Raw genomic sequence first — 26,239 nt, 5'->3', positions numbered from 1 at the left:
AAAATGATCTCAATGTCAACATGTATGTAGTTTTGAATGTGCAACTTAACCAGTACTGAACAGAAGTACTGGTTTTTTCTATTTAAAAATATATTTAACTTATTTAAGCTGCCTGTAAGCTGGATTAATACGAAAAGTTATCTGAACCTAGAAGAAGTCCTATTATCAGATATGTGTTTGCGGATATTTTTCTTTTGGTCATTACAAAAAACTTGAATATATTCTCTTTCTATAGTATTCTTAGTTTCAGTGCGTTTATGCGGAAGAAAGTCCATTGATAGAAACAGGAGAGGAGGAAATTCATGGAAATGACACAGAAAAAAACAGGATTCTGGAGAAAATTTATAGGAGATAAAGCGTTTTATAAGATGGTACTTGCCATTGCTATTCCTATTATGATCCAAAATGGTATTACAAATTTTGTAAGTCTTCTTGACAATATTATGATTGGCCGGATCGGAACTGAGCAGATGTCAGGAGCTGCTATAGTAAATCAGCTGATTTTTGTATACAATTTATGTATGTTTGGCGGACTGGCAGGCGCAGGGATATTTACTGCACAGTATTTTGGACAAAAGGATCACGAAGGTGTACGCCAGACTTTTCGTTATAAATTCTGGCTGGCAGTTATTCTGACCGTGGTAACTGCTCTTGTATTTCTGGTATCAGGGGATGCTCTGATTCGTATTTATCTTCATGGGGAAGGAAGCGCAGAGGAGATAACATCTACACTGATGTATGGAAAGCAATATCTTTATATTATGCTGCTTGGTCTGCCGCCCTTTATGTTAGGGCAGGTATATTCCAGTACTCTGAGAGAATGCGGAGAAACAGTTCTGCCTATGAAGGCAGGAGTTACGGCCGTTTGTGTAAATCTTGTTTTTAACTATCTTTTGATTTATGGAAAATTCGGATTTCCTGAATTGGGAGTTCAGGGTGCGGCAATTGCAACCGTGCTTTCCCGCTATGTGGAGGTTCTTATTATTCTGATCTGGACATCCAGAAACACAGAAAAGCTTCCTTTTATCAAAGGTCTGTACCGTACGCTGATGGTGCCGCGAAATCTGGTCTGGAAGATTTTTGTAAAAGGTACGCCGCTGCTTTTAAATGAAGCTTTATGGGCATGCGGAGTGGCTGTGCTTGCTCAGTGCTATTCCATTCGTGGACTAAACGTTGTGGCAGCCCAGAATATTTCCAACACCATAAGCAATGTCTTTAACATCGTATTTATTGCATTGGGCGATTCTGTTGCCATTGTGGTAGGACAGCTTCTGGGAGCCGGAGACATGAAAAAGGCAAGAGACACAGACAATAAAATGATTGCTTTTTCTATATTCTGCTGTATGGGAGTGGCTCTGATACTTCTTATAATGGCGCCTGTTTTCCCTGAGCTTTATAATACTAACCCACAGGCAAAGGAGCTGGCCTGCAGGTTTATCATAATCTCAGCGATCTTTATGCCAAACAGCGCATTTCTTCACGCTGCGTATTTTACTTTGCGGTCAGGAGGAAAAACAGTTGTTACATTTTTATTTGACAGCGTATTTATGTGGTGCGTCAGTGTAAGCCTTGCGTTTGTTTTAAGCAGATATACAAATCTGTCAGTGGTAGCTATTTTTGCTCTGGTTCAGTCTGCAGATATTATTAAATCACTGATAGGATTTATTCTTGTAAAAAAAGGAGTATGGCTGCAAAATTTTGTAGCAGAGTAATCAGAATGATGAAAACCTGTATAAGATGAGAATTTGTCTTATATGGGTTTTCTGAATTATTGGTCAATCTTGGTTAATCCTGGTCAATTTCCCCCGGTCAATTATTGAAAGATTTTGCAAAAAATTGTATTCATCTATTGACAATTGTTTCTTTTGAATGTATACTTCATAAAGTAATCGCAAAGGGGATTGGTCAAATGGTATGATAGGGGTCTCCAAAACCTTTGGTGGGAGTTCGATTCTCTCATCCCCTGCTAATAAAAACCAGAATTACCTGGAAATGGTAATTCTGGTTTTTCGTTTTATCAGCGATAAACTACATATCGGTAATGAGGCATATCAACTCCTTTATAGTGCTTGATCCATTAATCTTTCATGACCATGCCGTTTCTCATTGCCACATTTTGAGAGGCTGTGTTGCTATCTCTGATAATGGAGCATACTTCACTGGCATTTAATTTTTCAAATGCGTATTGTTTACATGCTTTTGCCGCTTCAGTGGCATATCCCTGATGCCAGTGTGGTCTTTCGAACAGATAGCCGATTTCAAGAACTTCCTGATCTTTCCACTGCTGCATTGTAAGTCCGCATTGTCCTATCATTTTATCTGTTTCTTTCAAAACAGCGGCCCATAAACCAAAGTTCCATTTTTGATAGCGGTAAATTTGTCTGTCAAGCCATTCCTGAACTTCTTGATCACTGAATGCTCCTTCATATGCGTACATTGCTTTTTCATCCTGCAAAATCCTGCATAAAGAATTAAAATCTGACGGATTCATTTCGCGCAGATATAATCGTTTTGTTTCCAATATCATTTTTGTTTTCCCCTTTATTTTAAATTTTATCGTAAGCGTCAAATATTCCTGTGGACTTCCCTGTCTTTAAGCTTCACCTGTAATTGCAGTCTGTTTTTTGTTCCTGTATTTTCCCATATAAACTGTGAGTACGCAAAATATAATGGGACAGAACCGGATTGTGATAGCAGGCTCCTTGGAGCTGTTTGATTTATTTCATGCACAGCAGCTAACAGTAAACAGAAAGGGAAGCTGCTGCTTTTTTTGCAAGACGCATAAAATAAAACACTCCTTAAATAAAATCAATCTAAGTATAATATAGGAAGTAACAGAATACCATACAAATTCAATTTTTTTGATGTTTTTTCGATATTTTTCCTGTATTATCTTTTTCCTGTATTTAGAAAAAATATAGTTTCCGGGCTGACCTGTGTTGACTTTTTTGTACAGAATATCTTATAATTTTATCCATATCAGTGGTGAAAGGTTATAAACACGGTAATGAAAACAGCAGTAAAAATGGAAAAAAATCTGACAGAAGGCAGTATTTTAAAGGCCATGCTGATTTTTGCGGTTCCCATGATTCTGGGAAATCTGCTCCAGCAGGTCTATAATATTGCAGATACTATGGTGGTTGGAAGATTTCTGGGAGCAGAAGCCCTGGCGGCAGTAGGATCGGCCTATACGCTGATGACTTTTCTGACTTCAGTGACCATCGGTCTCTGTATGGGAAGCGGCGCTGTATTTTCCATTGCCTATGGGGCAGGAAATGAGCAGGAACTGAAAAAAAGTATGTGGGTATCTTTTCTGTTTGTAGGTGCTGTGACAGTTCTTATGAATGTGGCAGTATTTATATGGACAGAACCGGTTCTTCACCTTTTGCGGATTCCAAAAGAGGTTTATCCTCTTATGTATACATATATCAGAATTATTTTTGCAGGAATTATGTTTACTTTTCTGTATAATTATTTTTCCTGTCTGCTTCGGGCAATCGGAAATTCTGTGGTGTCTCTGTGGTTTCTGGCAGTTTCATCTGTCTTAAACATTATTCTTGATATCTGGTTTGTGGCAGGAATGAACAGGGGAGTGGGAGGCGCAGCTGAGGCAACGGTTATTGCTCAGGCAGTATCCGGAATCGGGATAGCTGGCTATACAATCTGGAAAGTTCCTTTTCTGAGGCTGAAAAAAGAGCATATGCACATGGAACGGGAAACACTGAACAGAGTAGTTCAGTATTCTATGCTGACCTGTGCCCAGCAGTCTGTGATGAATTTCGGCATATTGATGATCCAGGGGCTGGTAAACAGCTTTGGCACAGTGATCATGGCTGCCTTTGCTGTGGCAGTAAAGATTGATACTCTGGCATACATGCCTGCCCAGGAATTTGGAAATGCGTTTTCTCTTTTTATTTCTCAGAACTACGGAGCAAAAAGATACGACAGGATTCGGAAGGCTTCCGGGCTTGCTGTGAAAGTATCTGCAGGCTTTTGTGTGGCTGTTTCGGTTCTGGTGTGGATCTTTGCAGCGCCTCTCATCAGAATTTTTCTGTCAGGAGCAGAACCGGAGATCGTCTGTGCAGGCGTTCATTATCTTCATATAGAAGGCGCTTTTTACTGGGGAATCGGGTGCCTGTTTTTATTGTACGGACTGTACAGAGGAATTGAACGTCCGGTGATGTCTCTGATTCTGACAGTCCTTTCTCTTGGAACAAGAGTAGCTCTGGCCTATTTATTTGCGCCAATGCCGCAGTTCGGGGTGTCTGCTATCTGGTGGGCAATCCCTGTTGGCTGGATCCTGGCAGATCTGGCAGGATTTCTTTATTATAAAAGGATACGGAACCGGCTTGGGGCACAGCATGACTGATACAAAAACAAGATCAATGGAATGGGGAGAAAAATGAAATTATGCAGGAAATCATTACTTTTATTATGGAAATTATTGGAACCATAGCGTTTGCAGCTTCCGGCGCCATGGTAGGAGTGGGCAGAAGAATGGATATTTTTGGTGTCTGTGTTCTTGGAGTAGTCACCTCCGTAGGCGGAGGTATGATCCGCGATATTGTTCTGGGAATCATTCCTCCGGGAATGTTTCAGAAGCCGGTTTATACGATTGTGGCAACTGCAACCTCCTGTGTGGTGTTCTGGGTGCTTTATCTGAAAAAAGAGCTTCTGGAAGGCCATTTCAGGGAAATCTATGACCGTTTTATGCTGATCATGGACACCATAGGACTTGGGATCTTTACTGTGGTAGGTGTAAATACAGGAATCCGTCACGGGTATATGGACAATACGTTTCTCCTGGTATTTGTGGGAACTATTACGGGTGTAGGAGGAGGACTTCTGAGAGATATGATGGCAGGAGTTCCACCTTATATCTTTGTCAAGCATATTTATGCCTGCGCTTCGATTGTGGGAGCAGTAGTATGTGTGTATATGTACAGAAGCTTCGGGACGGTGGCAGCCATGGTAGGGGCTTCTGCGGTGGTATTTCTGATCCGTTATCTAGCGGCTCATTACAGATGGAATCTTCCAAGGCTGAAAAGAGAGGACTAGGCCTGTCGGAAAACGGGAGCATAAGCAGAATCAGGCGAAAAAGACCGGAGTTTTTTTGTATACAATGCATATTTGTGATGAAAAATATATAATTAAAATGGAAAATATGGCTAATGTGTGTTATACTAAAGTGTACTAACTGCAAAGCTGAGTGATCTGCCTGTTATTTTTCTAAATGCAGAGGGAAAAAATAGCGAAACAGAGAAGCAGAAAGCTTGTATATCAATTTGACAAGGAAGGTGAGCAATTGGAAAACTACACCAAGTATAAGTTAAAAAGTAACGATGAACTGGCAGAATTATTGGCCGATAAGGATCATTTGTTCGTTGTTGCCTGCAACAAGTGTTTCAAGGAATTTGAAACCATTGAAGAACCGGAATGTGGTGAGTTTGAGAAATTTGCTGCTGAACAGGGAAAAACAGTTACGGGCAGTGTAAAGGTTGATTTCCTGTGCAACAAAACTCAGACTGAGAAAAAATTACAGGATATCATTCCGGAGGGAACAGAAAATGTTATTGTGATCTCCTGCGGACTGGGTATTCAGACAGTTGCAGACCTTGCAGGCAAGCCTGTATATGCTGCCAGCAACTCTCTGAACTATACCGGACATCACGGAATGGCTCTGACCAAAAAGAGCTGTGATGCCTGCGCACAGTGCTATCTGAATCTTACAGGAGGAATCTGTCCTATCGTTGACTGTTCCAAGAGTCTTGTCAACGGACAGTGCGGCGGTGCAAAGGACGGTAAATGTGAGGTAGACGGAAACAAAGACTGCGCATGGGAAAAAATTTACAGAAGACTTGAAAAACAGGGTCGTCTTGAGGAATTTTTAAACCAGCCGGTGCAGCTTCGTGATTATTCCAAAACCAATTTCAAGGTGATCAATGATTATGTAAAAGCTGTCCGCGAAGAACGATTCGCAGGCTACTATGGCGGTGTTCATCCATCAGAGCGTAAAGAATTCAGTGAGCATCTTTCTCTTAAGAGATTTCCGGAGCCGAAGACAGTTGTTATTTCCATGTCACAGCATCTTGGCGCTCCTGCAAATCCGATTGTGCAGGTGGGCGATACCGTTAAGGTAGGTCAGAAGATCGGTGAAGCATCAGCCTTTATCAGTGCGCCTGTACATTCCAGTGTCAGCGGAACTGTAGTTGCAGTAGAACCGCGCCTCCATGCCACCAGAGGCGGTGAGGTTATGGCTGTTGTCATTGAATCTGATGGAAAAAATACTCTGCATGAATCTGTAAAACCACATAAAGGATACGAGGATCTGACACCGGATGAGATCATTGAAATTGTCCGTGAAGCAGGAATCGTAGGCATGGGAGGCGCCGGTTTCCCGACTGCTGTTAAATTAAAACCAAACAAACCGATCGAAGCAGTTCTTCTGAACGGATGCGAATGTGAGCCTCTTCTGACTGCAGACCACAGAGTGCTTCTGGAATTTGCAGATGACATTATCTATGGTCTGAAGGCAGTGCTTAAGACTGTTGACGCTCAGAAGGGTATCATTGTGATCGAGGACAACAAGCCGGATGCCATTGCGCTGATGGAAGAGAAGCTTGCTGACTGCGACAATATTGAAGTGGTGACTGCTAAGACAAAATATCCGCAGGGAGCAGAAAAAACTCTGATCAAGCGTGTAATGGGAAGAACCGTGCCAAGAGGCGGGCTGCCGGCAGATGTAGGAGTGGTTGTCAGCAATATCAGTACCGTTAAAGCGATTTCTGACGCGATCCGTACAGGAATGCCGCTGATCGAGCGTGTGGCTACCGTAACCGGAGAGAAGATCAAAAATCCTGGAAACTATATTGTCAAGATCGGTACCAGTGTGAAGGAAATGATCGATTACTGCGGCGGAACGACAGATGACGATGTTATGATCAAAATGGGCGGACCAATGATGGGATTTGAGCTTACCGATCTCAATGTTCCTATGATGAAGGGCTCCAATGGAATCATTGCCATTGATACTGACCAGACTCAGCCAATGGAGTGTATTAAATGCGGACGCTGCGTAGACGTCTGTCCAATGGAACTTTCACCGCTGTATTTTGCAAAATTTGCGGATGAGCAGAACTGGCAGGGTATGAAAGACATGAACGTAATGGATTGCGTGGAGTGCCGTTCCTGTGAATTTATCTGTTCCTCCAAGATTCCGTTAGTAAGCAAGATCAAAGCCGGAAAAAATGCGATAAGGGAGATGAAGTGATATGCTGATTACTGAACTGAAATCAAAAGAGACTATCGCATCACTGGTGGACGGAAAAAAAGTTTTTATGATCAACTGCCAGGGATGTAAGGAAGTACATTTCCCGGAAAAAGAATCCATGGAACTCCGCAAGGAGCTGGCTGCTGACGGGAAGTTGACAGGTTTTATTACAACCGACTATATCTGTAATCCGGAAAACATGAAGCTGCGTCTTGAAAAACATATGAGCGAAATTCAGGAGGCTGATGCTGTTCTGGTACTTTCCTGCGGAGTAGGAGTACAGACAGTTGCAGAATATCTTGAAGACAAGCCGGTATATGCAGCCTGTGATACATATCCGCTGCCGGGCTTTCAGGGTGTGACTCCTCTGGAATATAAATGCGACCAGTGCGGAGAATGTTATTTGAACTTAACCGGAGGAATCTGTCCTATCACTGCCTGCTCCAAGAGCCTTGTCAATGGACAGTGCGGTGGCTGCAAGGATGGAAAATGTGAAGTGGACAGCGAAATGGAATGCGGCTGGGAACGCATTTACAGACGTCTGGCACAGATCGGACGCCTGGATGTGCTGAAATGCCCCACACAGATCCGTAATTTCGCAACGGATGATGAAGTGTCCAAATAAGACAACGGTTAAAATTTATAGAGTAGGAGCAATGTACGATGAAAATTACTGAAGCATTTGAACGTGGTGAATTTGCAGTAACAGCAGAAGTAGGACCGCCGAAAGGGATTCATATTGAGGGATTGCTGGAGGAAGCAAAAACGTATTTAAGCGATATTACAGCGGTAAACGTAACAGATAATCAGTCTTCTGTTATGCGTCTTGGTTCTCTGGGCGTATGTAAGGCTCTGAAGGATGAAGGCCTTACCCCTATTTTCCAGCTTACCTGCCGTGACAGAAACCGTATTGCGCTGCAGTCTGATCTTTTAAGCGCAGCAATGCTGGGAATCGAAAACCTTCTGCTTCTCACAGGCGATCATACAAAAATGGGTGATCACCCGCAGGCAAAACCGGTATTTGACCTGGATTCCGTATCTCTGATCCATGCGGTAAAACAGCTGGAATCAGGTGTTGATCTGGGTGGAAACCAGCTGGTAGGCGAGCCGCCAAAATTTGCAAAAGGCGCTGTTGTATCTCCGTGCAGCGACTCTGTTGATGCGCAGCTTGCAAAAATGGAACGTAAAGTAGCTGCCGGAGCAGACTATTTCCAGACACAGGCTGTTTTTGAGCCGGAAAAATTTATTAAATTTATGGAAAAAGCAAAACAGTTTGGAAAACCTGTTCAGATCGGTATCATCATTCCGAAATCAGTGGGAATGGCAAGATTCATGAATGCCAATGTTGCAGGCGTTCATGTTCCGGAAGATATGATCAATGAATTGAAAGCAGATAAAGAAAAAACAAAAGCCGGTATTACCGGAGTTGAGATCGCTGCCCGTATTATCAGAGAATGTAAGCCATACTGCCAGGGTGTACATATCATGGCATTAGGCTGGGAATCCAAAGTTCCGGAAGTTCTGAAACTGGCCGGAATCTGATCAGTCCCGGAGCTGCAAAAACAATAGATTTCCCAAATTGAAGGAGACTGTGGTTGTTTGAAAACCACAGTCTCTTTGTCTTATCCTGAGAAAGAAACGGACAATTATTCGATTGGCTGCGTATCCTGAAGTGCCAGATATCCTTCTTCTCCGGTACGGATCTTGACAACATTTTCTATGTCATAGATAAATACCTTGCCGTCTCCGTACTGTCCGGTATGAAGCACTTCTTTGGCTGCTTTCAGAACTGTCTGAACCGGAACCAGACTGACAACAATTTCAATTTTAATTTTTGGAAGAAGATTCATATCCATTTCAATACCACGGTAATAGGTTCGAGCTCCTTTTTGTACCCCACATCCCATCACATTAGTGATAGTGATTCCGGTGACCCCGATTTCATTCATGGCATGCATGAAATCTTCCAGCTTATTCTGACGGGTGATAATAACAATTTTAGTCAGTTTGTGAACTCCCTCTGCCGGAATCTCCGGAATGGCTTCTGCAGGAGCAGATGCGGCAGAATAGTTCTGTACAGGAACTTTTTTAGTGACACCCATAGGTGTCGGAACCGGTGACACGGTATCATGAACAACAAATCCTTCATAAGCACTGGCAAGACCGTGCTCTTTTCCGTCAAGACCTGCAATTTCCTCTTCCGGAGAAACACGAAGTCCCATAGTATGCTTCAGTGCTTGGAAGATGATAGTCATAGTAACTGCTACCCAGCCAATGGTGATGCACATACCAAGAAGCTGTATGCCGAAACCATGGAAGCCGCCTCCGGTAAGAAGTCCTTTCCAGCCTGTTCCTGTTCCGTCAGAAAACAGACCAACGGCAAGTGTACCAAAGGCTCCGTTTAAGGCATGGACACCAACTGCGCCTACCGGATCGTCAATTTTCAGAACCTTATCAATAAATTCAATACCAAATACAACTACAAAACCGGAAATGATGCCGATGATCGCTGCAGAAGCCGGAGAAACGGTATCACAGGCTGCTGTAATTGCCACAAGACCTGCAAGAGAGCCGTTCAGAGACATGGAAACATCAGGCTTTTTGTAACGAAACCAGGTGATAAACATAACAGCTACTGTGGCAACTGCCGCAGAAAGGTTGGTATTTACAAAGATTTTGCCGGCACTTACAATAGCATCGCCTTCCATACTGACAGTAGAAGCACCGTTAAAACCAAACCAGCAGAACCAGAGGATGAAAACACCAAGTGCGCCGACGGTCAGGTTGTGACCGGGAATGGCTTTGGATTTTCCGCTTTTTGAGTATTTTCCGATACGGGGTCCGAGAATGGCTGCACCGATCAGTGCTGCGATACCGCCTACCATGTGTACTGCACAGGAGCCGGCAAAATCATGGAAGCCCATCTGGCTGATAAATCCGCCGCCCCAGATCCAGTGTCCTGATACCGGATATACAATAAGGCTGATCAGAAAACTGTAGACACAGTATGCGGAAAATTTGGTACGTTCTGCCATTGCGCCGGAAACTATCGTGGCGGAAGTGGCACAGAAAACAGTCTGAAAAATAAGAAATGCCCAGAAAGGTACACCATCCGGAAGCATTGCATTACCATAGTTCGCTTCAGATGCAATTCCGTGGATGGAACCAAAGAATCCGTTTCCTGTACCAAACATGATACCGAATCCGATAATCCAGAAAGTCGGTGTACCAATACAGAAATCCATCAGATTTTTCATAATGATATTTCCTGCATTTTTGGCACGGGTAAAACCTGTTTCTACCATTGCAAAACCAGCCTGCATAAAGAAGACAAGCGCGGCACCTATCAGCACCCAGATCGTGTTTACTGCTGAAAATTCCATAATAAATCTCCCCTTTTCCTTTTTATATCGAAAAAGCGCGGGAAAATCAGATTTTCTCGCGCCTTTACGAAGCTTTATAATATGTAAAACAGAGGATATCCGTTATGATGTATGACGAATGGATGAGGAAATCGATAATCAAATTGAGCAAGTCTGACTTGCAGGATATCCTCTGTATTTACCAAAGTATAAAATTAATAATGTTGATCGCTGTTTATACAGAAAACAGTAGTTTTCCATAGGTCGGATATGGAAGAACAGCTTCAGGAAGCAGTGTTTCCGCTTCATCCGCAAAGCTGCGGAGTTTATCCATATCTGCGAGGACTGTTTTCTGATACATTCTGGCACTTTCCAGAAGATCCGCTGTTTCCTGAGCCCGGGCGGTATCTGATTTCAGGGCGGAAAGTTCTATCATCATATTTTCAGAAAGTGCCGTCAGTTTTTTCAGAAGTTCAGCTTCGCCGGAGACAGAGATATCCGGAACGACAGCCTTCTTCAGACTGGCTGTGTGAGCAATCTGTTCCATATAGGTGCAGACAGCCGGGATCAGATCCTTCTGAATGATCTCTGCCATAGTGCAGGATTCAATGTGAAGTGTTTTCACATAGTTTTCAAGCTTGATCTCATAGCGGGAATAAAGTTCGGGTTCTGTAAAAATTTTATGTGAGATCAGAAGCTCTTTATTTTTAGTATCTGTAAAATGAGGCAGAGCATCCGGTGTGGAAACCAGATTATAAAGTCCGCGGTCTGCGGCTTCCTTAAGCCATTCATCTGTATATCCGTTTCCGTTAAAGATAATTCTTTTGTGCTCAGTCACCGTTTCTTTCAGAAGATTGTGAACAGCTGTTTCCATTCTATCAGCAGGGACCTCCTTAAGCTGTTCTGAAAACTGATGAAGTGCTTCTGCAACTGCCGTATTCAGGATGATGTTGGGGTTTGCCACAGAGGATGAGGAACCCAGCATACGGAACTCAAATTTATTTCCTGTGAAAGCAAAAGGAGAAGTACGGTTTCGGTCAGTTGTATCTTTAATGAAATGCGGAAGTACCTTGGCACCGATATCCATCTGCACAGAATCATGACTGCTGAAATATTCATCATTTTCAATTGCCCTGAGAACGTCGGTCAGCTCATCCCCAAGAAAAATGGAAACTACAGCAGGCGGTGCCTCGTTGGCGCCAAGACGATGGTCATTTCCCGCGCTGGCAACTGAGATACGGAGGAGATCTGCATAGTCGTCCACGGCCTTGATAACAGCTACCAGAAATACCAGAAACTGTGTGTTTTCGGCAGGTGTTTTGCCGGGATCCAGAAGATTTACGCCGGTGTCGGTGATCATGGACCAGTTGTTGTGCTTACCGCTTCCGTTGATTCCCTCAAAAGGCTTTTCGTGAAGGAGACATACCAGATCGTGGCGGTCAGCAACCTTTTTCATGATTTCCATTGTAAGCTGATTGTGGTCTACGGCAACATTGGTGGTATCAAAAACCGGGGCAAGTTCATGCTGTGCCGGAGCAACTTCGTTATGTTTGGTTTTTGCAGGTATTCCCAGTTTCCACAGCTCTTCATCCAGATCGTGCATATAGGCAGATACACGGGGTTTCAGAGTTCCGAAGTAGTGATCCTCCATTTCCTGGCCTTTTGGCGCCGGAGCGCCGATCAGTGTACGGCCGCAGAAAATCAGGTCTTTTCGCTGATTGTAAAGATTCTTATCTACCAGAAAGTATTCCTGCTCCGGACCTACGGTGGTATTGATATGCTTTATCTCGTTATTTCCAAGAAGATGAAGAATCTTCACGGCTTCTCTGTTCAGCGTATCCATGGAACGGAGAAGAGGAGTTTTTTTGTCCAGAGCCTCTCCGCTGTAGGAACAGAAAGCCGTCGGAATATAAAGAGTACGGTCTTTGATAAAAGCCGGAGAAGTCGGATCCCATGCAGTGTAGCCTCTGGCTTCAAAAGTTGCACGAAGTCCTCCGGATGGAAAGCTGGAGGCATCCGGCTCTCCTTTTACCAGTTCCTTTCCAGAAAAATCCATAATGATCTGTCCGTCTCCTGCAGGAGAAATAAAACTGTCATGTTTTTCGGCTGTAAAATTGGTCATTGGCTGGAACCAGTGAGTATAATGGGTTGCACCGTTTTCAATGGCCCATTCTTTCATTGCAACAGCTACAGAATTGGCAACATCCAGTTCCAGATGCGTGCCGTTCTGGATGGTTTTGCGCAGAGCCTTGTACATATCCTTAGGTAATTTGTTCCTCATGATCCTGTCGTTAAAAACAAGGCTTCCATACAGTTCGGGAATATTTTTTTCCATAAAGAGTTTCTCCTTTCAGGTATAGGTTTCAGAAAATAAAAAAGACGCCTCGGATCCTGATGGTCAAGATCCAAAGCGTCTTTGCTTATGTGAAGTAGTATACACAAAAAATTACGGTTGTCAATAACTTTTTACAAAAAACTTGACAAAAAATTTTATCACACTATAATGGCAGTGTGAAATAGAGAGGAGGACATAAGATGGCAGAATTAAAAGAAGCCTGTGGTGTGTTTGGAATTTATGACCTGGATGGAGGGAATGTGGTACCGGCTGTTTATTATGGTCTTACGGCACTGCAGCACAGAGGACAGGAGTCCTGCGGACTTGCAGTTTCCAATACAAAGGGAGAAGCTGGAAATATTCAGTTTCATAAGGATCTGGGGCTGGTAAGTGAGGTGCTCCGCCGGGAAACACTGGAAAAAATGTCAGGAGATCTGGGGATCGGACATGTGCGGTATTCTACTACCGGAGCTTCTGTGGCAGAAAACGCGCAGCCTCTTGTACTGTCTTATATTAAGGGAACACTTGCCCTTGCCCATAATGGAAATCTGATCAACACAAAAGAACTGAAATGGGAACTGATCCAGAATGGGGCCGTTTTTCATACGACAACAGATTCTGAGGTAATCGCTTTTCATATTGCAAGAGAAAGAGTTCATTCCGATTCCGTAGAGGAAGCAGTTTTAAAAACAGCGCGAAAATTAAAGGGGGCTTACGGTCTGGTGATCATGAGTCCAAGAAAGCTTATCGGTGTCCGCGATCCTTATGGACTGAAGCCTCTTTGTATTGGAAAAAGAGATCACACGTATGTGCTTGCTTCCGAAAGCTGCGCACTGAATTCTGTAGGTGCTGAGTTTGTCCGTGATGTGGAGCCGGGAGAGATGGTGATCATTTCCCGGGAGGGGATACGATCCAACCGTGAGCTTGCCGGAGAAAAAACTGCACATTGTGTATTTGAATATATTTACTTTGCCCGGCTTGACAGCGTTCTGGACGGAGTTGGAATTTATGATGCCCGTATCCGGGGTGGAAAATCTCTTGCAAGGTCCTATCCGGTGGAGGCGGATCTGGTTACCGGCGTTCCGGATTCCGGCATTCCGGCGGCAAAAGGCTACTCAGAGGAATCTGGAATTCCCTTTGGTCTTGCCTTTTATAAAAACAGCTATATAGGAAGAACCTTTATTAAACCTACGCAAAAGGAAAGAGAATCCAGTGTACATATGAAACTCAGCGTACTGGAATCAGCAGTAAAAGGGAAAAGGATCGTTCTGGTAGATGATTCCATAGTAAGAGGAACCACCATTGCCAATCTGATCCATATGCTGAAGAAGGCAGGAGCCAGAGAAGTTCATGTAAGGATCTCGTCTCCGCCTTTTCTTCATCCCTGTTATTTTGGGACGGACGTTCCTTCCAACGATCAGCTGATCGCATCCATCCACAGTACAGAGGAGATCTGCCGTATGATCGGCGCCGATTCTCTGGGCTATATGAAGCTGGAATATCTGGAAGGGATGGCAGGGGGACTGCCTTTATGCAGAGCCTGCTTTGATGGAAATTATCCCATGGAGATCCGATAAGAGCGGATCGGAACTTTTGAAATTTGCTGACTTGAAATTTTGTTAAAAATATCTTTACAAACGAAAAAAAATAGGTTATAGTAGGGAACATATTTTAAACAGATCAGTAATATCTGACAAAGGCGTCAGAAGCTTTGGGGCTTACCCTCCCCTTTCAGGCTTCCGACGCTTTTTTTATGATCTGGAGGAGGAAATCGAAGATGGTAAAATATGTATTTGTTACTGGAGGAGTGGTATCCGGTCTTGGAAAGGGAATCACAGCAGCGTCCCTTGGAAGGCTTCTGAAAGCCAGGGGATATCAGGTGACCATGCAGAAATTTGATCCCTATATTAATATGGATCCGGGAACTATGAACCCTATCCAGCATGGAGAAGTATTTGTTACAGAAGACGGAACAGAAACAGATCTGGATCTTGGTCACTACGAACGTTTTATCGATGAAAATCTGGACAAAAATTCCAATGTGACAACCGGAAAAATATACTGGTCTGTTCTTCAGAAGGAAAGGCACGGAGATTTTGGAGGAGGAACCGTTCAGGTGATACCTCATATTACAAATGAGATTAAAAGCCGCTTTTACCGTGCAAAAAAACAGGATGAGGACCGAATCGCCATCATTGAGGTGGGAGGAACTGTAGGGGATATAGAAAGCCAGCCTTTTCTGGAGGCAATCCGCCAGTTTCAGCAGGAGACAGGACACGAAAATGCTGTCCTGCTCCATGTTACTCTGATCCCATATCTGAAAGCATCTGGAGAAATGAAAACAAAACCTACCCAGGCAAGTGTAAAGGAACTTCAGGGAATGGGGATCCAGCCGGATGTTCTCATATGCAGAAGCGAATATCCTCTTACCGAAGAAATCCGGCAGAAAATTGCCCTGTTCTGTAATGTTCCGGTCAGCCATGTACTGCAGAATCTGGATGTGGAATATCTTTATGAAGCGCCTCTGGCAATGGAAAGAGAGAAACTGGCAGATGTAGTGCTGGAAAGCCTTCGTATGGAAAACAGAAAGCCGGATCTTCGTGACTGGGAAGCGATGGTGGCAGATCTCCGGGCTCCGGAAACAACGGTGAACATTGCCATCGTTGGAAAATATACGCAGCTCCACGACGCATATTTAAGTGTAGTGGAGGCATTGAAGCACGGCGGGATATCCTGCAGGGCAAAGACAGAGCTTATATGGATTGATTCCGAGGAATTAAATGAAAAAAATATGGATCAGCTGCTCCATACAGCGGACGGAATCCTTGTTCCCGGCGGCTTCGGAAACCGGGGAACCGAGGGTATGATTCTGGCAGCACAGTATGCAAGGGTTCACAGGATCCCCTACCTGGGAATCTGTCTGGGCATGCAGATGGCTATTGTAGAATTTGTCCGTCATGTACTGGGCTATGAGGATGCAAACAGTATAGAACTGGCTCCTTCAACAGGTCATCCGGTAATCGCGCTTATGCCGGATCAGGAAAAAGTGGAGGATCTGGGAGGAACTCTGCGGCTGGGAAGTTATCCCTGTATTCTTGCAGAGGGCTCCAGAGCAGAGGCGCTTTTTGGAACAAGGGAGATCAGGGAACGCCACAGACACCGCTATGAGGTCAGCAATGCGTATCGGCAGGAACTGTCAGAGAACGGAATGGTGATTGCCGGAACATCTCCGGACGGAAGAATCGTGGAAATGATTGAACTGGAAGATCATCCGTTTTTTCAGGGAACGCAGGGACATCCTGAATTTAAGTCACGACCAAATCATGCGCATCCTCTTTTCCGGGGATTTGTGGAGGCGGCCAGTGCACACAGGAAGGAAATGAGGATATCTGATTAAAGATACAGGAGGATGAGGATTATGAAAGAAGTGAGAAAGGAAGAACAACAGGGGCTTTATCGCCGGGAGTTTGAACATGATAACTGCGGTATCGGTGCAGTAGTAAATATTAAAGGCAAAAAAACACATGAAACAGTTGCCAATGCCCTGAGGATTGTAGAGCATCTGGAACATCGTGCAGGAAAGGATGCAGAAGGCGAGACTGGTGACGGAGTAGGGATCCTTCTGCAGATTTCCCATAAATTTTTTAAAAAAGTATGCAAAAAAGAGGGATTTGATATTGGCGGAGAAAGGGAATATGGAATTGCCCAGCTGTTTTTTCCGCAGCATGAGATCCGCCGTGCACAGGCGAAAAAAATGTTTGAGATTATTCTTGAAAAGGAAGATCTGAAGCTTCTGGGCTGGAGGACGGTTCCGGTATTTCCGGAGGTTCTGGGAAGTAAGGCAAGAGAATGTATGCCCTGTATCATGCAGGCATTTATACGGAAACCCCAGGATGTGGAAGCCGGAATCAGTTTTGACCGGAGGCTTTATATTGCCCGTCGGGAATTTGAACAGAGCAATGATAATACCTATGTGGTGTCCATGAGCAGCAGGACCATTGTGTATAAAGGAATGTTTCTGGTGGGGCAGCTTCGGACTTTCTTTGCGGATCTTCAGAATAAGGATTATGAATCTGCCATTGCAATGGTCCATTCACGGTTCAGTACCAATACCAATCCCAGCTGGGAAAGAGCACATCCAAACCGCTTTATTGTTCATAACGGAGAGATTAATACCATCCGTGGAAATGCAGACAAGATGCTGGCAAGAGAGGAAAACATGGAATCTCCCTATCTGAAAGGAGAACTTCACAAGGTACTTCCGGTGGTGAACCGAAACGGTTCTGATTCCGCCATGCTTGACAACACACTGGAATTTCTTGTTATGAGCGGTATGGAGCTTCCTCTTGCGGTTATGATCACGATTCCGGAACCCTGGGCATACAATGATACAATTTCCCAGGAAAAAAGGGATTTCTATCAGTACTATGCGACAATGATGGAACCCTGGGACGGCCCGGCTTCTATTCTGTTTTCGGATGGAGATGTAATGGGCGCAGTTCTTGACAGAAACGGTCTTCGTCCTTCCAGATATTATATTACTTCTGACGGATATATGATCCTTTCTTCTGAGGTAGGTGTGCTTCCGGTACCGGAAGAAAATATTGTTCTGAAGGAGCGCCTCCATCCGGGAAAAATCCTTCTGGTAGATACGGTTCAGGGCAAGGTGATCGACGATAATGAGCTGAAAGAAAAATATGCCAAAGCGCAGCCGTACGGAGAGTGGCTGAACAGCAATCTGGTACGTCTGAAAGATATCAAAATCCCCAATGTCCGTGTGGAGGAATATACAGAGGAGCAGAGGGCGAGGCTTCAGAAGGCTTTCGGCTATACCTATGAGCAGTACCGGACTTCCATCAGAAATATGGCGTTAAATGGAGCGGAAAGCATCGGAGCCATGGGAGCTGATACCCCTCTTGCGGTTCTGTCCAGAGAACACCGCCCTTTGTTTGATTATTTTAAACAGCTTTTTGCACAGGTGACAAATCCTCCCATTGATGCTATCCGTGAGGAAATTGTTACATCTACCAGTGTTTATGCAGGAAAGGACGGAAATCTTCTGGTGCAGCAGCCGGAAAACTGTCGTGTCCTGAAAATCCTGCACCCGATCCTGACCAATACGGATATGCTGAAAATCAAAAATCTGAAGCAGGAAGGCCTGCGGTCCGCCGTTGTATCGACTCTCTATTATAAGAGCACCAGACTGGAGCGGGCAATGGATCGTCTTTTTGTGGAGGTGGACAAGGTATTCCGGGAAGGCGCCAATATTCTGGTGCTTTCAGACCGGGGAGTAGATGAGAACCATATGGCGATCCCGTCTCTTCTGGCAGTTTCCGCGGTGCATCAGCATCTGGTAAAAACCAAGAAAAGTACTTCTCTGGCTATTATCGTAGAATCCGGAGAGCCCAGAGAGGTTCATCATTTTGCTGCTCTTCTGGGATATGGTGCAAGTGCAGTCAATCCGTATCTTGCCCAGGAAACCATCCGGGAGCTGATTGATAATCACATGCTGGACAAGGACTATTATGCGGCAGTAGAAGACTATAATCATGCAGTACTGAGTGGAATCGTAAAGATTGCGTCTAAAATGGGAATCTCCACGATCCAGTCCTACCAGGGATCCCAGATCTTTGAGGCGGTAGGTATCTCCAAAGAGGTGATCGATAAGTATTTTACCGGAACCGTAAGCCGGATCGGCGGTATTACTCTGGAGGATATTGAGGAAAATGTGGAAAAACTCCATTCGGAAGCCTTTGACCCTCTGGGGCTGAATACGGATCTGACTCTTGACAGTGTGGGTGCGCACAAAATGCGCAGTCAGGGAGAAGAGCATCGCTATAATCCAAGAACCATTCATTTACTCCAACAGTCTGCAAAATGCGGAAGCTATGAGATGTTTAAAGAGTATACAAAACTGGTAGATAAGGAGAATCACGGATCTTTAAGGGGACTGATGGATTTTGTTTATTCAGAAAATCCAGTCCCTCTGGATGAGGTGGAAAGCGTTGAGGAGATTGTGAAGCGCTTCAAGACAGGCGCCATGTCTTATGGTTCCATTTCACAGGAAGCCCATGAGACCCTTGCTATTGCAATGAATCATCTTCATGGAAAGTCCAACACAGGTGAAGGCGGGGAAAGTGAGGAGAGGATTGCTTCCTCCGGATCGGCGGATGACCGCTGTTCTGCCATCAAACAGGTTGCCAGCGGACGATTTGGCGTGACCAGCCGTTATCTTGTATCGGCAAAAGAAATCCAGATCAAGATGGCGCAGGGGGCAAAACCGGGCGAGGGCGGACACCTTCCGGCAAAGAAGGTTTATCCATGGGTTGCAAAAACCCGCCATTCCACTCCCGGAGTAAGTCTGATCTCCCCTCCGCCGCATCATGACATTTACTCCATTGAAGATCTGGCCCAGCTGATCTATGATCTGAAAAATGCAAATAAATTTGCGGATATTTCGGTAAAACTTGTATCAGAGGCGGGAGTAGGAACAGTAGCTGCCGGAGTGGCCAAGGCAGGAGCCCAGACTATTCTGATCTCCGGATACGATGGAGGAACTGGAGCTGCCCCCAGAAGCTCCATACACAATGCAGGACTTCCATGGGAACTGGGACTTAGTGAAACTCACCAGACACTTCTGAAAAACGGACTTCGCAGCCGGGTGCGTATTGAAACAGACGGAAAGCTCATGAGCGGACGTGACGTTGCCATTGCGGCGCTTTTAGGAGCAGAGGAATTTGGATTTGCCACAGCGCCTCTTGTAACCATGGGTTGTGTGATGATGCGAGTCTGCAATCTGGATACCTGTCCTGTAGGTGTAGCTACACAGAATCCGGAGCTTCGGAAGCGTTTCCGGGGAAAACCTGAATATGTGGAAAATTTCATGAAATTTATTGCAGAAGAGCTGCGGGAATATATGGCCAGACTGGGCGTGCGTACCGTTGACGAGATGGTAGGAAGAAGTGATCTTCTCAAGGCGGCGGACAGGGCTGACGAACCGCATATCGGAAAAGTAGACCTGAGCGCTATCCTGGATAATCCTTACACAGGCAAAACACAGAAGGTGACCTTTGATTCCAGGGCTGTTTATAATTTTGAACTGGAAAAAACGTTAGATGAAAAAATTCTTCTGAAAAAATGTATTCGGGCTGTCTCCGGCGGAACAAAGGCGGAATTAAACGTGGAAGTGACCAATACAGATCGTACATTTGGAACAATCCTGGGAGCAGAAATTACCAGACAGAACCCAGCAGGTCTTCCGGATGATTCCATTGTAATCAACTGCAAAGGTGCCGGCGGACAAAGTTTTGGAGCGTTTATCCCAAAAGGTCTGACGCTTTGTCTTACCGGTGACAGCAATGATTATTTTGGCAAGGGGCTGTCCGGCGGCAGGCTGATCGTAAAAGTTCCGGAAAAGGCCGGATATAAGGCAGAAGAAAATATTATTGTGGGAAATGTGGCTCTTTACGGCGCCACAAGCGGAACCGCCTTTATCAACGGCGTGGCCGGAGAACGGTTTGCAGTGAGAAATTCCGGGGCCTGCGCTGTGGTAGAAGGTGTAGGCGAGCACGGCTGCGAATACATGACCGGAGGCCGGGTTGTGGTTCTTGGAAAGACCGGCAAAAACTTTGCGGCGGGTATGAGCGGCGGCATCGCTTATGTACTGGATACAGAGAACATGCTTTACCGGAATATCAATAAAGCGATGATCTCTATCGAACAGGTGGAAAATAAATATGACAGACAGGAGCTGAGGAATCTGATCGAGGCCCATGTGAAGGCGACTGGGTCAGAGCTTGGTAAAAAAATTCTGGATAACTTTGCATATTATCTTCCTCATTTTAAAAAGCTGATTCCGGATGAATATAAAAGGATGCTTACTTTAAGCGCCAAGCTTGAAGAAAAAGGTCTTACCGGTGAACAGGCACAAATGGAAGCTTTTTATGAAAGTATCGGAGTAAAACATTAAGGAGGAAGCTATGGGAAAACCAACAGGATTTTTGGAATATAAAAGAGAAAATGCAAAGGTACTGGCTCCTAAGGTGAGAATTGCGGACTTTCATGAATTTCGTTTCCCTTTAAGCCTCGAAAAACAAAGACTGCAGGGAGCACGCTGTATGGCCTGCGGCGTTCCCTTCTGCCAGTCAGGCGCAATGATCGCAGGAATGACTTCTGGTTGTCCTCTGCACAATCTGGTGCCAGAGATAAATGATCTGGTATACACAGGGAACTGGAAACAGGCTTATTTAAGGCTGACCAAGACACACAGCTTTCCGGAATTTACGTCCAGAGTGTGTCCGGCTCTCTGTGAGGCTGCCTGTACCTGCAATCTGGACGGAGAGCCGGTGGCAACCAAAGAAAACGAAAGAGCCATTATTGAAACCGCATTTGCAGAAGGCTGGGTGAAGCCTCAGAAACCAAAGGTTCGTACCGGAAAAACAGTTGCAATCGTAGGAAGCGGACCAGCCGGTCTTGCAGCGGCGCAGGAGCTGAACCGGAGAGGACATACGGTCGTTGTTTATGAAAGAAGCGATCGTCCCGGAGGTCTGCTGCGGTATGGAATTCCAAATATGAAGCTGGAAAAATCTGTAGTAGACCGCAGAATCCGTCTGATGGAAGAAGAAGGTGTAATCTTTAAAGTAAAGACAGACGTGGGAAAAGATGTCAAAGCAGAGGAGCTTCTGAAAACGTATGACAGAGTACTTCTGACCTGCGGAGCTTCGTCTCCCAGAGATATCAGAGTGCCGGGAAGAGACGCAAAGGGAATATGGTTTGCCGTAGATTTCCTGGGAACAGTAACCAGAGCTCTTCTGGACAGTGATTTTACAAAGATACCATATGAGATGGCCAGAGACAGGCATGTTCTTGTGATAGGCGGAGGCGATACCGGAAACGACTGTGTGGGAACAGTGATCCGTCTGGGAGCCAAATCTGTTACACAGCTGGAAATGATGCCGAAGCCTCCGGCTGAAAGAGCTGCTGATAATCCGTGGCCACAGTGGCCGAGAGTTCTGAAAACCGACTATGGACAGGAAGAGGCCATTGCTGTCTTTGGAAAGGATCCAAGAGTATACCAGACAACAGTTACAGAGTTTATTGCCGACAAAAAAGGGAATATTTGCAAGGCAAAGACAGTTGGACTGCAAAGTAAAAGGGATGAAAAAACAGGAAGGATGATCATGATTCCGGCCGAGGGAACGGAGAAAGTGATCACTGCCGATCTGGTTCTGATCGCAGCCGGATTTCTGGGAAGCCAGAAATATGTGACAGATGCTTTTCAGGTAGCTGTAAATGAAAGAATCAATGTGGAGACGGCTCCGGACGGCTATGCTACGACGGTTCCCCGTGTATTTGCAGCAGGAGATATGCGCAGAGGACAGTCTCTTGTTGTCTGGGCAATCCGGGAAGGAAGAGAGGCTGCCAGAGCTGTGGATGAATCTCTGATGGGATATACCAATCTCTGATTCTGTGAAGAATTTTGTCGAAAGTTTATAGGAGATCTTCTTCAGGAATTTGTTGACAAAGGAAAAACACATTGCTATAATACCTGCATGAACAAAGGCGTTCTTTCAATGGGGATACTGTTGGAAGTGCGCCTTTTTTAATTTAGCGATTAAGGAGAGAATAACATGGGGAATTATTCCAGAAAGGAAATATTACAGCTGGTTGAAGAAGAGGATGTGGAATTTATCCGCCTTCAGTTTACAGATATGTTTGGCGTTATTAAAAATATCGCAGTGACATCCAGAGAACTTCCACGGATACTGGATAACAGATGCAGAGTAGACTGGACACTGATAACAGGTGAATGTATGGATAATGAGGCAGAAATGTTTCTTTATCCGGATCTTGATACGTTTGCAATCCTTCCCTGGCGGCCTCAGCAGGGAAAGGTGGCCAGATTTCTGTGTGATCTCTACTGTGCAGACGGTACACCGTATAAGAACAGTTCACGATATATCCTGAAGCAGAATCTGGAAAAAGCAGGAGAAGAAGGATATACGTTTTTTGCAGATCCGGAATGTGAGTTTTTTCTGTTTCATACAGACGATAATGGAATTCCCACTACTGTCAGTCATGAGCAGGCAGGATATCTGGATGTGAGTCCTCTGGATCTTGGAGAAAACGCACGGAGAGACATGGTTCTTACTTTGGAAGATATGGGGGTGGAGGTAGAATCCTCCCACCATGAAAAAGCACCGGCACAGCATGAAATTGATTTCAGATATGGGGAAGCGGGCAGGATCGCCGACTGTGTCATGACTTTTAAGATGGCAGTCCGTACAGTTGCCAGACGCCATGGACTCCATGCAACTTTTATGCCAAAGCCCAGATCAGAGTTTAATGGTTCCGGTATGCATCTGAAATTTTCTCTTGTAAAAGACGGACAGAATATTTTTGAGTGTAAGGAGATACCGGGGAAAATCAGTGATGCGGCATTTTATTTTGCAGGAGGTCTTCTTGCACACAGCAGAGAAATGGCGCTGATCACCAATCCGCTGGTGAATTCTTACAAGCGCCTGGTTCCCGGATACGGGGCGCCTACTGAACTTACCTGGACAGATTCAGATCAGAAATCTCTTGTAAGGATCCCGTTTTTCAGAGGACAGGAGTCCATGGTAGAACTGAGGAGCCCGGATGCTGCGGCAAATCCTTATCTTGTGCTGGCGGTATGCCTGGCAGCAGGGATGGACGGTATTCGAAAACGGCTGGTTCCTCTGAAAGCGGGGGAAACGGAGAATCCGGACTGTCTTCCGGAGACTTTGAAAGAAGCAATCGATATTTTTGAAAACAGTTCCTGGATCAGAGAAATCCTGGGAGAGGATTTCTGCAGGATTTATGTGGAGTCTAAGAAAAAAGAATGGCTGAGATATACGCGGCAGGTAACAGACTGGGAGGTTGAGGAGTATTTGTACCGTCTGTAGCCCGTAAAAAGGAATCCGGGTTTTGGAAGGATTAAGGAGAGGAACATATGGACAGCATTGTGATCGCATTACCGAAAATTGAAGACGCAAAGAAGCTGCGTGCGGTTCTGGAACGGCATGGTTTTTCGGTGGCGGCAGTGAGCAGTTCCGGATCAGGCGCTCTATCTTATTTATCGGAGCTTGGAAATGGTGTGCTGATATGTGGACGTCGGCTTTCTGATACAGGATATCTGGAGATTAAGGAATGTATGCCGGAGGGATTTGAAATGCTCCTGCTGGCATCGGCAGGGTTTATATGTCAGGTACCGGATTCTGTCCTCTGTGTGGAAATGCCTGTCAAGGCCGGCGATCTGATTAATACTGTTCATATGATGCTGACTCAGCAGGAACGACGCAGAAGGAAAGAAAAGAAAAAAAACAAGAACAGAAGCTGGAAAGAGCAGAATTATATTTCCAATGCAAAACTGATCCTGATGCAGAGAAACCACCTCAGTGAGGAGGAAGCATATCGCTATATACAGAAATGCAGTATGGATTCAGGAACGAACATGGTGGAAACAGCCCAGATGATCCTGATGCTGTTTTTTGAGGAATAACGAGGAGTAACATGAAAAAATAATAAGCCACTGACGTAATGGAGGATGAGGATATGGAATATACGGATGGGAAATGGAAAAAAAACAGTACGGACTGGGATGAGCTTATGAGTACTTCCCTGCTGGACCGGGAAGCAGTGATTGAAGGAGCCGTTCACAGCATCCGAAATATGGGCGATGTGGCTTTTATAATATTGAGAAAAAGAGAGGGGCTGTTTCAGACTGTTCTGGAAAATAAAATTCCGGACTGTTCAGTTCATCAGCTGAAAGAAGCAATGACTGTACAGGTGAAAGGAATTCTGAAAAAAGAGGAGCGGGCTCCTCATGGACGGGAACTGAGGATCACAGGTGTGAAGATATTGTCTTTCCCGGCAGAATCTATGCCCCTTGCCATAGACAAATGGAAACTGAATACTTCGCTTGAGTCAAAGCTGAATATGCGTTCCATTGCGCTTCGAAATATCAGGGAACGTTCCAAATTCAGGATTCAGGAGGCTCTTGTGAGAGCATTCCGTGATTATCTTTATGAACATGGTTTTACAGAGATCCATACGCCGAAACTGGGCGCCAGAGGAGCAGAAGGTGGTGCAAATGTTTTTAAATTAAGCTATTTTCATAAGCCGGCTGTTCTGGCGCAAAGTCCGCAGTTTTATAAACAGATGATGGTGGGAGTATTTGACAGAGTGTTTGAAACAGGTCCTGTATTCCGGGCGGAAAAGCACAATACCAAACGTCACTTAAACGAATATACCAGTCTGGATCTGGAAATGGGATATATAGACAGCTTTCAGGAAATCATGTCCATGGAAACCGGATATCTTCAATATGCCATGGCTCTTTTAAAAAAAAGTTATGGTAAAGAACTGTCTTTATTGAAACTGGAGCTTCCAAATGTAGACAGGATTCCGGCAGTACAGTTTGAGAAGGCAAAAAAACTTGTTTCAGAAAAATATAACAGGCCCGTCCGCAATCCTTACGATCTGGAACCGGAGGAGGAAGCTCTGATCGGAAGGTATTTTAAGGAAGAATATAATTCTGATTTTGTATTTGTCACTCATTACCCGTCAAAAAAGCGGCCGTTTTATGCAATGGATGATCCGGCAGATCCGCGTTTTACGCTGAGCTTTGATCTTTTGTTCCGTGGTCTTGAGGTCACAACTGGAGGACAGCGCATCCATGATTATCAGCAGCTTACCGCCAAGATTGCAGACAGAGGGATGGAAGAAGAAGGCATGGAACAGTATCTGGATGCTTTTAAACATGGTATGCCGCCTCATGGCGGATTGGGGATTGGCCTGGAACGGCTGACGATGCAGCTTCTGGGAGAGGAAAATGTCCGTGAAGCCTGTCTGTTTCCAAGAGACATGAACCGTCTGGAACCCTGATCCGGATACAGGAAAAATATTTCAGGTCAACAGGGAATCAAAAAGCAGAAAAGAGGAATATCCATGGCAAAGATCATAGATGATGAAACAATGGAAAATGTCTGCCTTCTTGCAAAACTTTCTCTGGAAGAGGAAGAACGGGAGGCCGCACGGGCGGAAATGCAGAAAATGCTTACCTATGTAGAGAAGCTAGATCAGCTGGATACAGAAGGTACAGAGCCTATGTCCCATATTTTTGGCAGTGAGAATGTGTTCCGTGAGGATGAAATCGTAAATGAAAACCAGAAAACTGCCATGCTGTTTAATGCGCCAAGAACAAAAGACGGCCAGTATCATGTGCCGAAGACAATAGGATAGGAAGTGACA

General features: G+C 44.9%; 17 protein-coding genes and 1 tRNA gene. 15 read left to right on the top strand and 3 right to left on the bottom strand.

The features are described from left to right. Nucleotides 1–302 precede the first annotated feature (302 nt). A complete protein-coding gene (locus QVP40_RS01320) occupies nucleotides 303–1,712 on the top strand; it encodes an MATE family efflux transporter (protein WP_022066714.1) in 1,410 nt (469 codons plus the stop codon). A gap of 183 nt (nucleotides 1,713–1,895) precedes the next feature. Next, a tRNA-Trp gene (locus QVP40_RS01315) sits at nucleotides 1,896–1,966 on the top strand. A 111-nt stretch (nucleotides 1,967–2,077) separates the two neighbouring features. On the opposite strand, the gene QVP40_RS01310 is transcribed toward QVP40_RS01315, so the two are convergent. Further along, nucleotides 2,078–2,527 carry a GNAT family N-acetyltransferase gene (locus QVP40_RS01310; RefSeq protein WP_022066713.1) on the bottom strand — a complete coding sequence of 150 codons (450 nt, stop codon included), beginning with the start codon at nucleotides 2,525–2,527 and terminating at the stop codon, nucleotides 2,078–2,080. A gap of 498 nt (nucleotides 2,528–3,025) precedes the next feature. On the opposite strand from QVP40_RS01310, the gene QVP40_RS01305 reads away from it, so the two are divergent. From QVP40_RS01305 to QVP40_RS01285, 5 genes are all read left to right on the top strand, one after another. Next, the gene (locus QVP40_RS01305; protein ID WP_288200119.1) at nucleotides 3,026–4,369 is read left to right on the top strand and encodes an MATE family efflux transporter; all 1,344 of its coding nucleotides are present in this window, start codon (nucleotides 3,026–3,028) and stop codon (nucleotides 4,367–4,369) included. Between the two features lie 41 nt (nucleotides 4,370–4,410). Then, nucleotides 4,411–5,058 carry a trimeric intracellular cation channel family protein gene (locus QVP40_RS01300; protein WP_022066711.1) on the top strand — a complete coding sequence of 216 codons (648 nt, stop codon included), beginning with the start codon at nucleotides 4,411–4,413 and terminating at the stop codon, nucleotides 5,056–5,058. A gap of 247 nt (nucleotides 5,059–5,305) precedes the next feature. Beyond that, nucleotides 5,306–7,270: an electron transport complex subunit RsxC gene (gene rsxC, locus QVP40_RS01295; protein WP_022066710.1), complete on the top strand. Its 1,965-nt coding sequence runs from the start codon at nucleotides 5,306–5,308 to the stop codon at nucleotides 7,268–7,270. A 1-nt stretch (nucleotide 7,271) separates the two neighbouring features. Continuing rightward, nucleotides 7,272–7,895, top strand: coding sequence for a methylenetetrahydrofolate reductase C-terminal domain-containing protein (locus QVP40_RS01290; protein WP_022066709.1), 624 nt, complete (start codon nucleotides 7,272–7,274; stop codon nucleotides 7,893–7,895). Between the two features lie 38 nt (nucleotides 7,896–7,933). Beyond that, complete coding sequence (locus tag QVP40_RS01285) at nucleotides 7,934–8,812, top strand: methylenetetrahydrofolate reductase (protein ID WP_022066708.1); 879 nt, start codon at nucleotides 7,934–7,936, stop codon at nucleotides 8,810–8,812. A gap of 104 nt (nucleotides 8,813–8,916) precedes the next feature. Here QVP40_RS01285 and QVP40_RS01280 read toward each other — a convergent pair whose 3' ends face one another. Both QVP40_RS01280 and QVP40_RS01275 read right to left on the bottom strand, forming a co-directional pair. Continuing rightward, nucleotides 8,917–10,653, bottom strand: a complete 1,737-nt coding sequence (locus QVP40_RS01280; RefSeq protein ID WP_022066707.1) for an ammonium transporter — start codon at nucleotides 10,651–10,653, stop codon at nucleotides 8,917–8,919. 214 nt (nucleotides 10,654–10,867) lie between these two features. Beyond that, the gene (locus QVP40_RS01275) at nucleotides 10,868–12,967 is read right to left on the bottom strand and encodes a glutamine synthetase III family protein (RefSeq protein WP_022066706.1); all 2,100 of its coding nucleotides are present in this window, start codon (nucleotides 12,965–12,967) and stop codon (nucleotides 10,868–10,870) included. A gap of 200 nt (nucleotides 12,968–13,167) precedes the next feature. Here QVP40_RS01275 and purF point away from each other — a divergent pair, with 200 nt between their 5' ends. The 8 genes from purF to gatC all read left to right on the top strand — a co-directional run bounded on the left by purF (nucleotide 13,168) and on the right by gatC (nucleotide 26,230). Then, nucleotides 13,168–14,544 (top strand): amidophosphoribosyltransferase, encoded by a 1,377-nt coding sequence (purF, locus tag QVP40_RS01270; protein ID WP_022066705.1) that lies wholly within the window; start codon nucleotides 13,168–13,170, stop codon nucleotides 14,542–14,544. Nucleotides 14,545–14,744: 200 nt separating this feature from the next. After that, complete coding sequence (locus tag QVP40_RS01265; RefSeq protein ID WP_022066704.1) at nucleotides 14,745–16,364, top strand: CTP synthase; 1,620 nt, start codon at nucleotides 14,745–14,747, stop codon at nucleotides 16,362–16,364. A 21-nt stretch (nucleotides 16,365–16,385) separates the two neighbouring features. Continuing rightward, entirely contained in the window at nucleotides 16,386–20,936 is a 4,551-nt protein-coding gene (gene gltB / locus QVP40_RS01260) for a glutamate synthase large subunit (RefSeq protein WP_022066703.1), read from the top strand. Between the two features lie 10 nt (nucleotides 20,937–20,946). Next, a complete protein-coding gene (locus QVP40_RS01255) occupies nucleotides 20,947–22,431 on the top strand; it encodes a glutamate synthase subunit beta (protein WP_022066702.1) in 1,485 nt (494 codons plus the stop codon). Between the two features lie 165 nt (nucleotides 22,432–22,596). Continuing rightward, the gene (locus QVP40_RS01250) at nucleotides 22,597–23,892 is read left to right on the top strand and encodes a glutamine synthetase family protein (RefSeq protein ID WP_022066701.1); all 1,296 of its coding nucleotides are present in this window, start codon (nucleotides 22,597–22,599) and stop codon (nucleotides 23,890–23,892) included. A gap of 47 nt (nucleotides 23,893–23,939) precedes the next feature. Then, nucleotides 23,940–24,488, top strand: coding sequence for an ANTAR domain-containing response regulator (locus tag QVP40_RS01245; protein ID WP_022066700.1), 549 nt, complete (start codon nucleotides 23,940–23,942; stop codon nucleotides 24,486–24,488). A 53-nt stretch (nucleotides 24,489–24,541) separates the two neighbouring features. Next, the gene (gene aspS, locus QVP40_RS01240) at nucleotides 24,542–25,873 is read left to right on the top strand and encodes an aspartate--tRNA(Asn) ligase (RefSeq protein WP_022066699.1); all 1,332 of its coding nucleotides are present in this window, start codon (nucleotides 24,542–24,544) and stop codon (nucleotides 25,871–25,873) included. A gap of 63 nt (nucleotides 25,874–25,936) precedes the next feature. After that, nucleotides 25,937–26,230 (top strand): Asp-tRNA(Asn)/Glu-tRNA(Gln) amidotransferase subunit GatC, encoded by a 294-nt coding sequence (gene gatC / locus QVP40_RS01235; RefSeq protein WP_022066698.1) that lies wholly within the window; start codon nucleotides 25,937–25,939, stop codon nucleotides 26,228–26,230. Nucleotides 26,231–26,239 lie beyond the last annotated feature (9 nt).

Source organism: Blautia sp. CAG:257 (genome assembly GCF_000433815.1).
Classification (GTDB): Bacteria; Bacillota; Clostridia; order Lachnospirales; family Lachnospiraceae; genus Blautia_A; species Blautia_A caecimuris.
The sequence above is the reverse complement of the archived record's forward strand: the minus strand, read 5'-3'. Positions and strand labels throughout refer to the sequence as shown.

Excerpts from the sequence above, each read along its gene's own strand:
- gatC (WP_022066698.1), top strand. The coding sequence starts at position 25,937 with ATGGCAAAGATCATAGATGATGAAACAATGGAAAATGTCTGCCTTCTT.
- QVP40_RS01275 (WP_022066706.1), bottom strand. The coding sequence starts at position 12,967 with ATGGAAAAAAATATTCCCGAACTGTATGGAAGCCTTGTTTTTAACGAC.
- QVP40_RS01250 (WP_022066701.1), top strand. The coding sequence starts at position 22,597 with ATGGGGAATTATTCCAGAAAGGAAATATTACAGCTGGTTGAAGAAGAG.
- QVP40_RS01255 (WP_022066702.1), top strand. The coding sequence starts at position 20,947 with ATGGGAAAACCAACAGGATTTTTGGAATATAAAAGAGAAAATGCAAAG.
- purF (WP_022066705.1), top strand. The coding sequence starts at position 13,168 with ATGGCAGAATTAAAAGAAGCCTGTGGTGTGTTTGGAATTTATGACCTG.
- QVP40_RS01285 (WP_022066708.1), top strand. The coding sequence starts at position 7,934 with ATGAAAATTACTGAAGCATTTGAACGTGGTGAATTTGCAGTAACAGCA.
- QVP40_RS01305 (WP_288200119.1), top strand. The coding sequence starts at position 3,026 with ATGGAAAAAAATCTGACAGAAGGCAGTATTTTAAAGGCCATGCTGATT.
- QVP40_RS01290 (WP_022066709.1), top strand. The coding sequence starts at position 7,272 with ATGCTGATTACTGAACTGAAATCAAAAGAGACTATCGCATCACTGGTG.
- gltB (WP_022066703.1), top strand. The coding sequence starts at position 16,386 with ATGAAAGAAGTGAGAAAGGAAGAACAACAGGGGCTTTATCGCCGGGAG.
- QVP40_RS01280 (WP_022066707.1), bottom strand. The coding sequence starts at position 10,653 with ATGGAATTTTCAGCAGTAAACACGATCTGGGTGCTGATAGGTGCCGCG.
- aspS (WP_022066699.1), top strand. The coding sequence starts at position 24,542 with ATGGAATATACGGATGGGAAATGGAAAAAAAACAGTACGGACTGGGAT.
- QVP40_RS01320 (WP_022066714.1), top strand. The coding sequence starts at position 303 with ATGGAAATGACACAGAAAAAAACAGGATTCTGGAGAAAATTTATAGGA.
- QVP40_RS01265 (WP_022066704.1), top strand. The coding sequence starts at position 14,745 with ATGGTAAAATATGTATTTGTTACTGGAGGAGTGGTATCCGGTCTTGGA.
- QVP40_RS01310 (WP_022066713.1), bottom strand. The coding sequence starts at position 2,527 with ATGATATTGGAAACAAAACGATTATATCTGCGCGAAATGAATCCGTCA.
- QVP40_RS01245 (WP_022066700.1), top strand. The coding sequence starts at position 23,940 with ATGGACAGCATTGTGATCGCATTACCGAAAATTGAAGACGCAAAGAAG.
- QVP40_RS01300 (WP_022066711.1), top strand. The coding sequence starts at position 4,411 with ATGCAGGAAATCATTACTTTTATTATGGAAATTATTGGAACCATAGCG.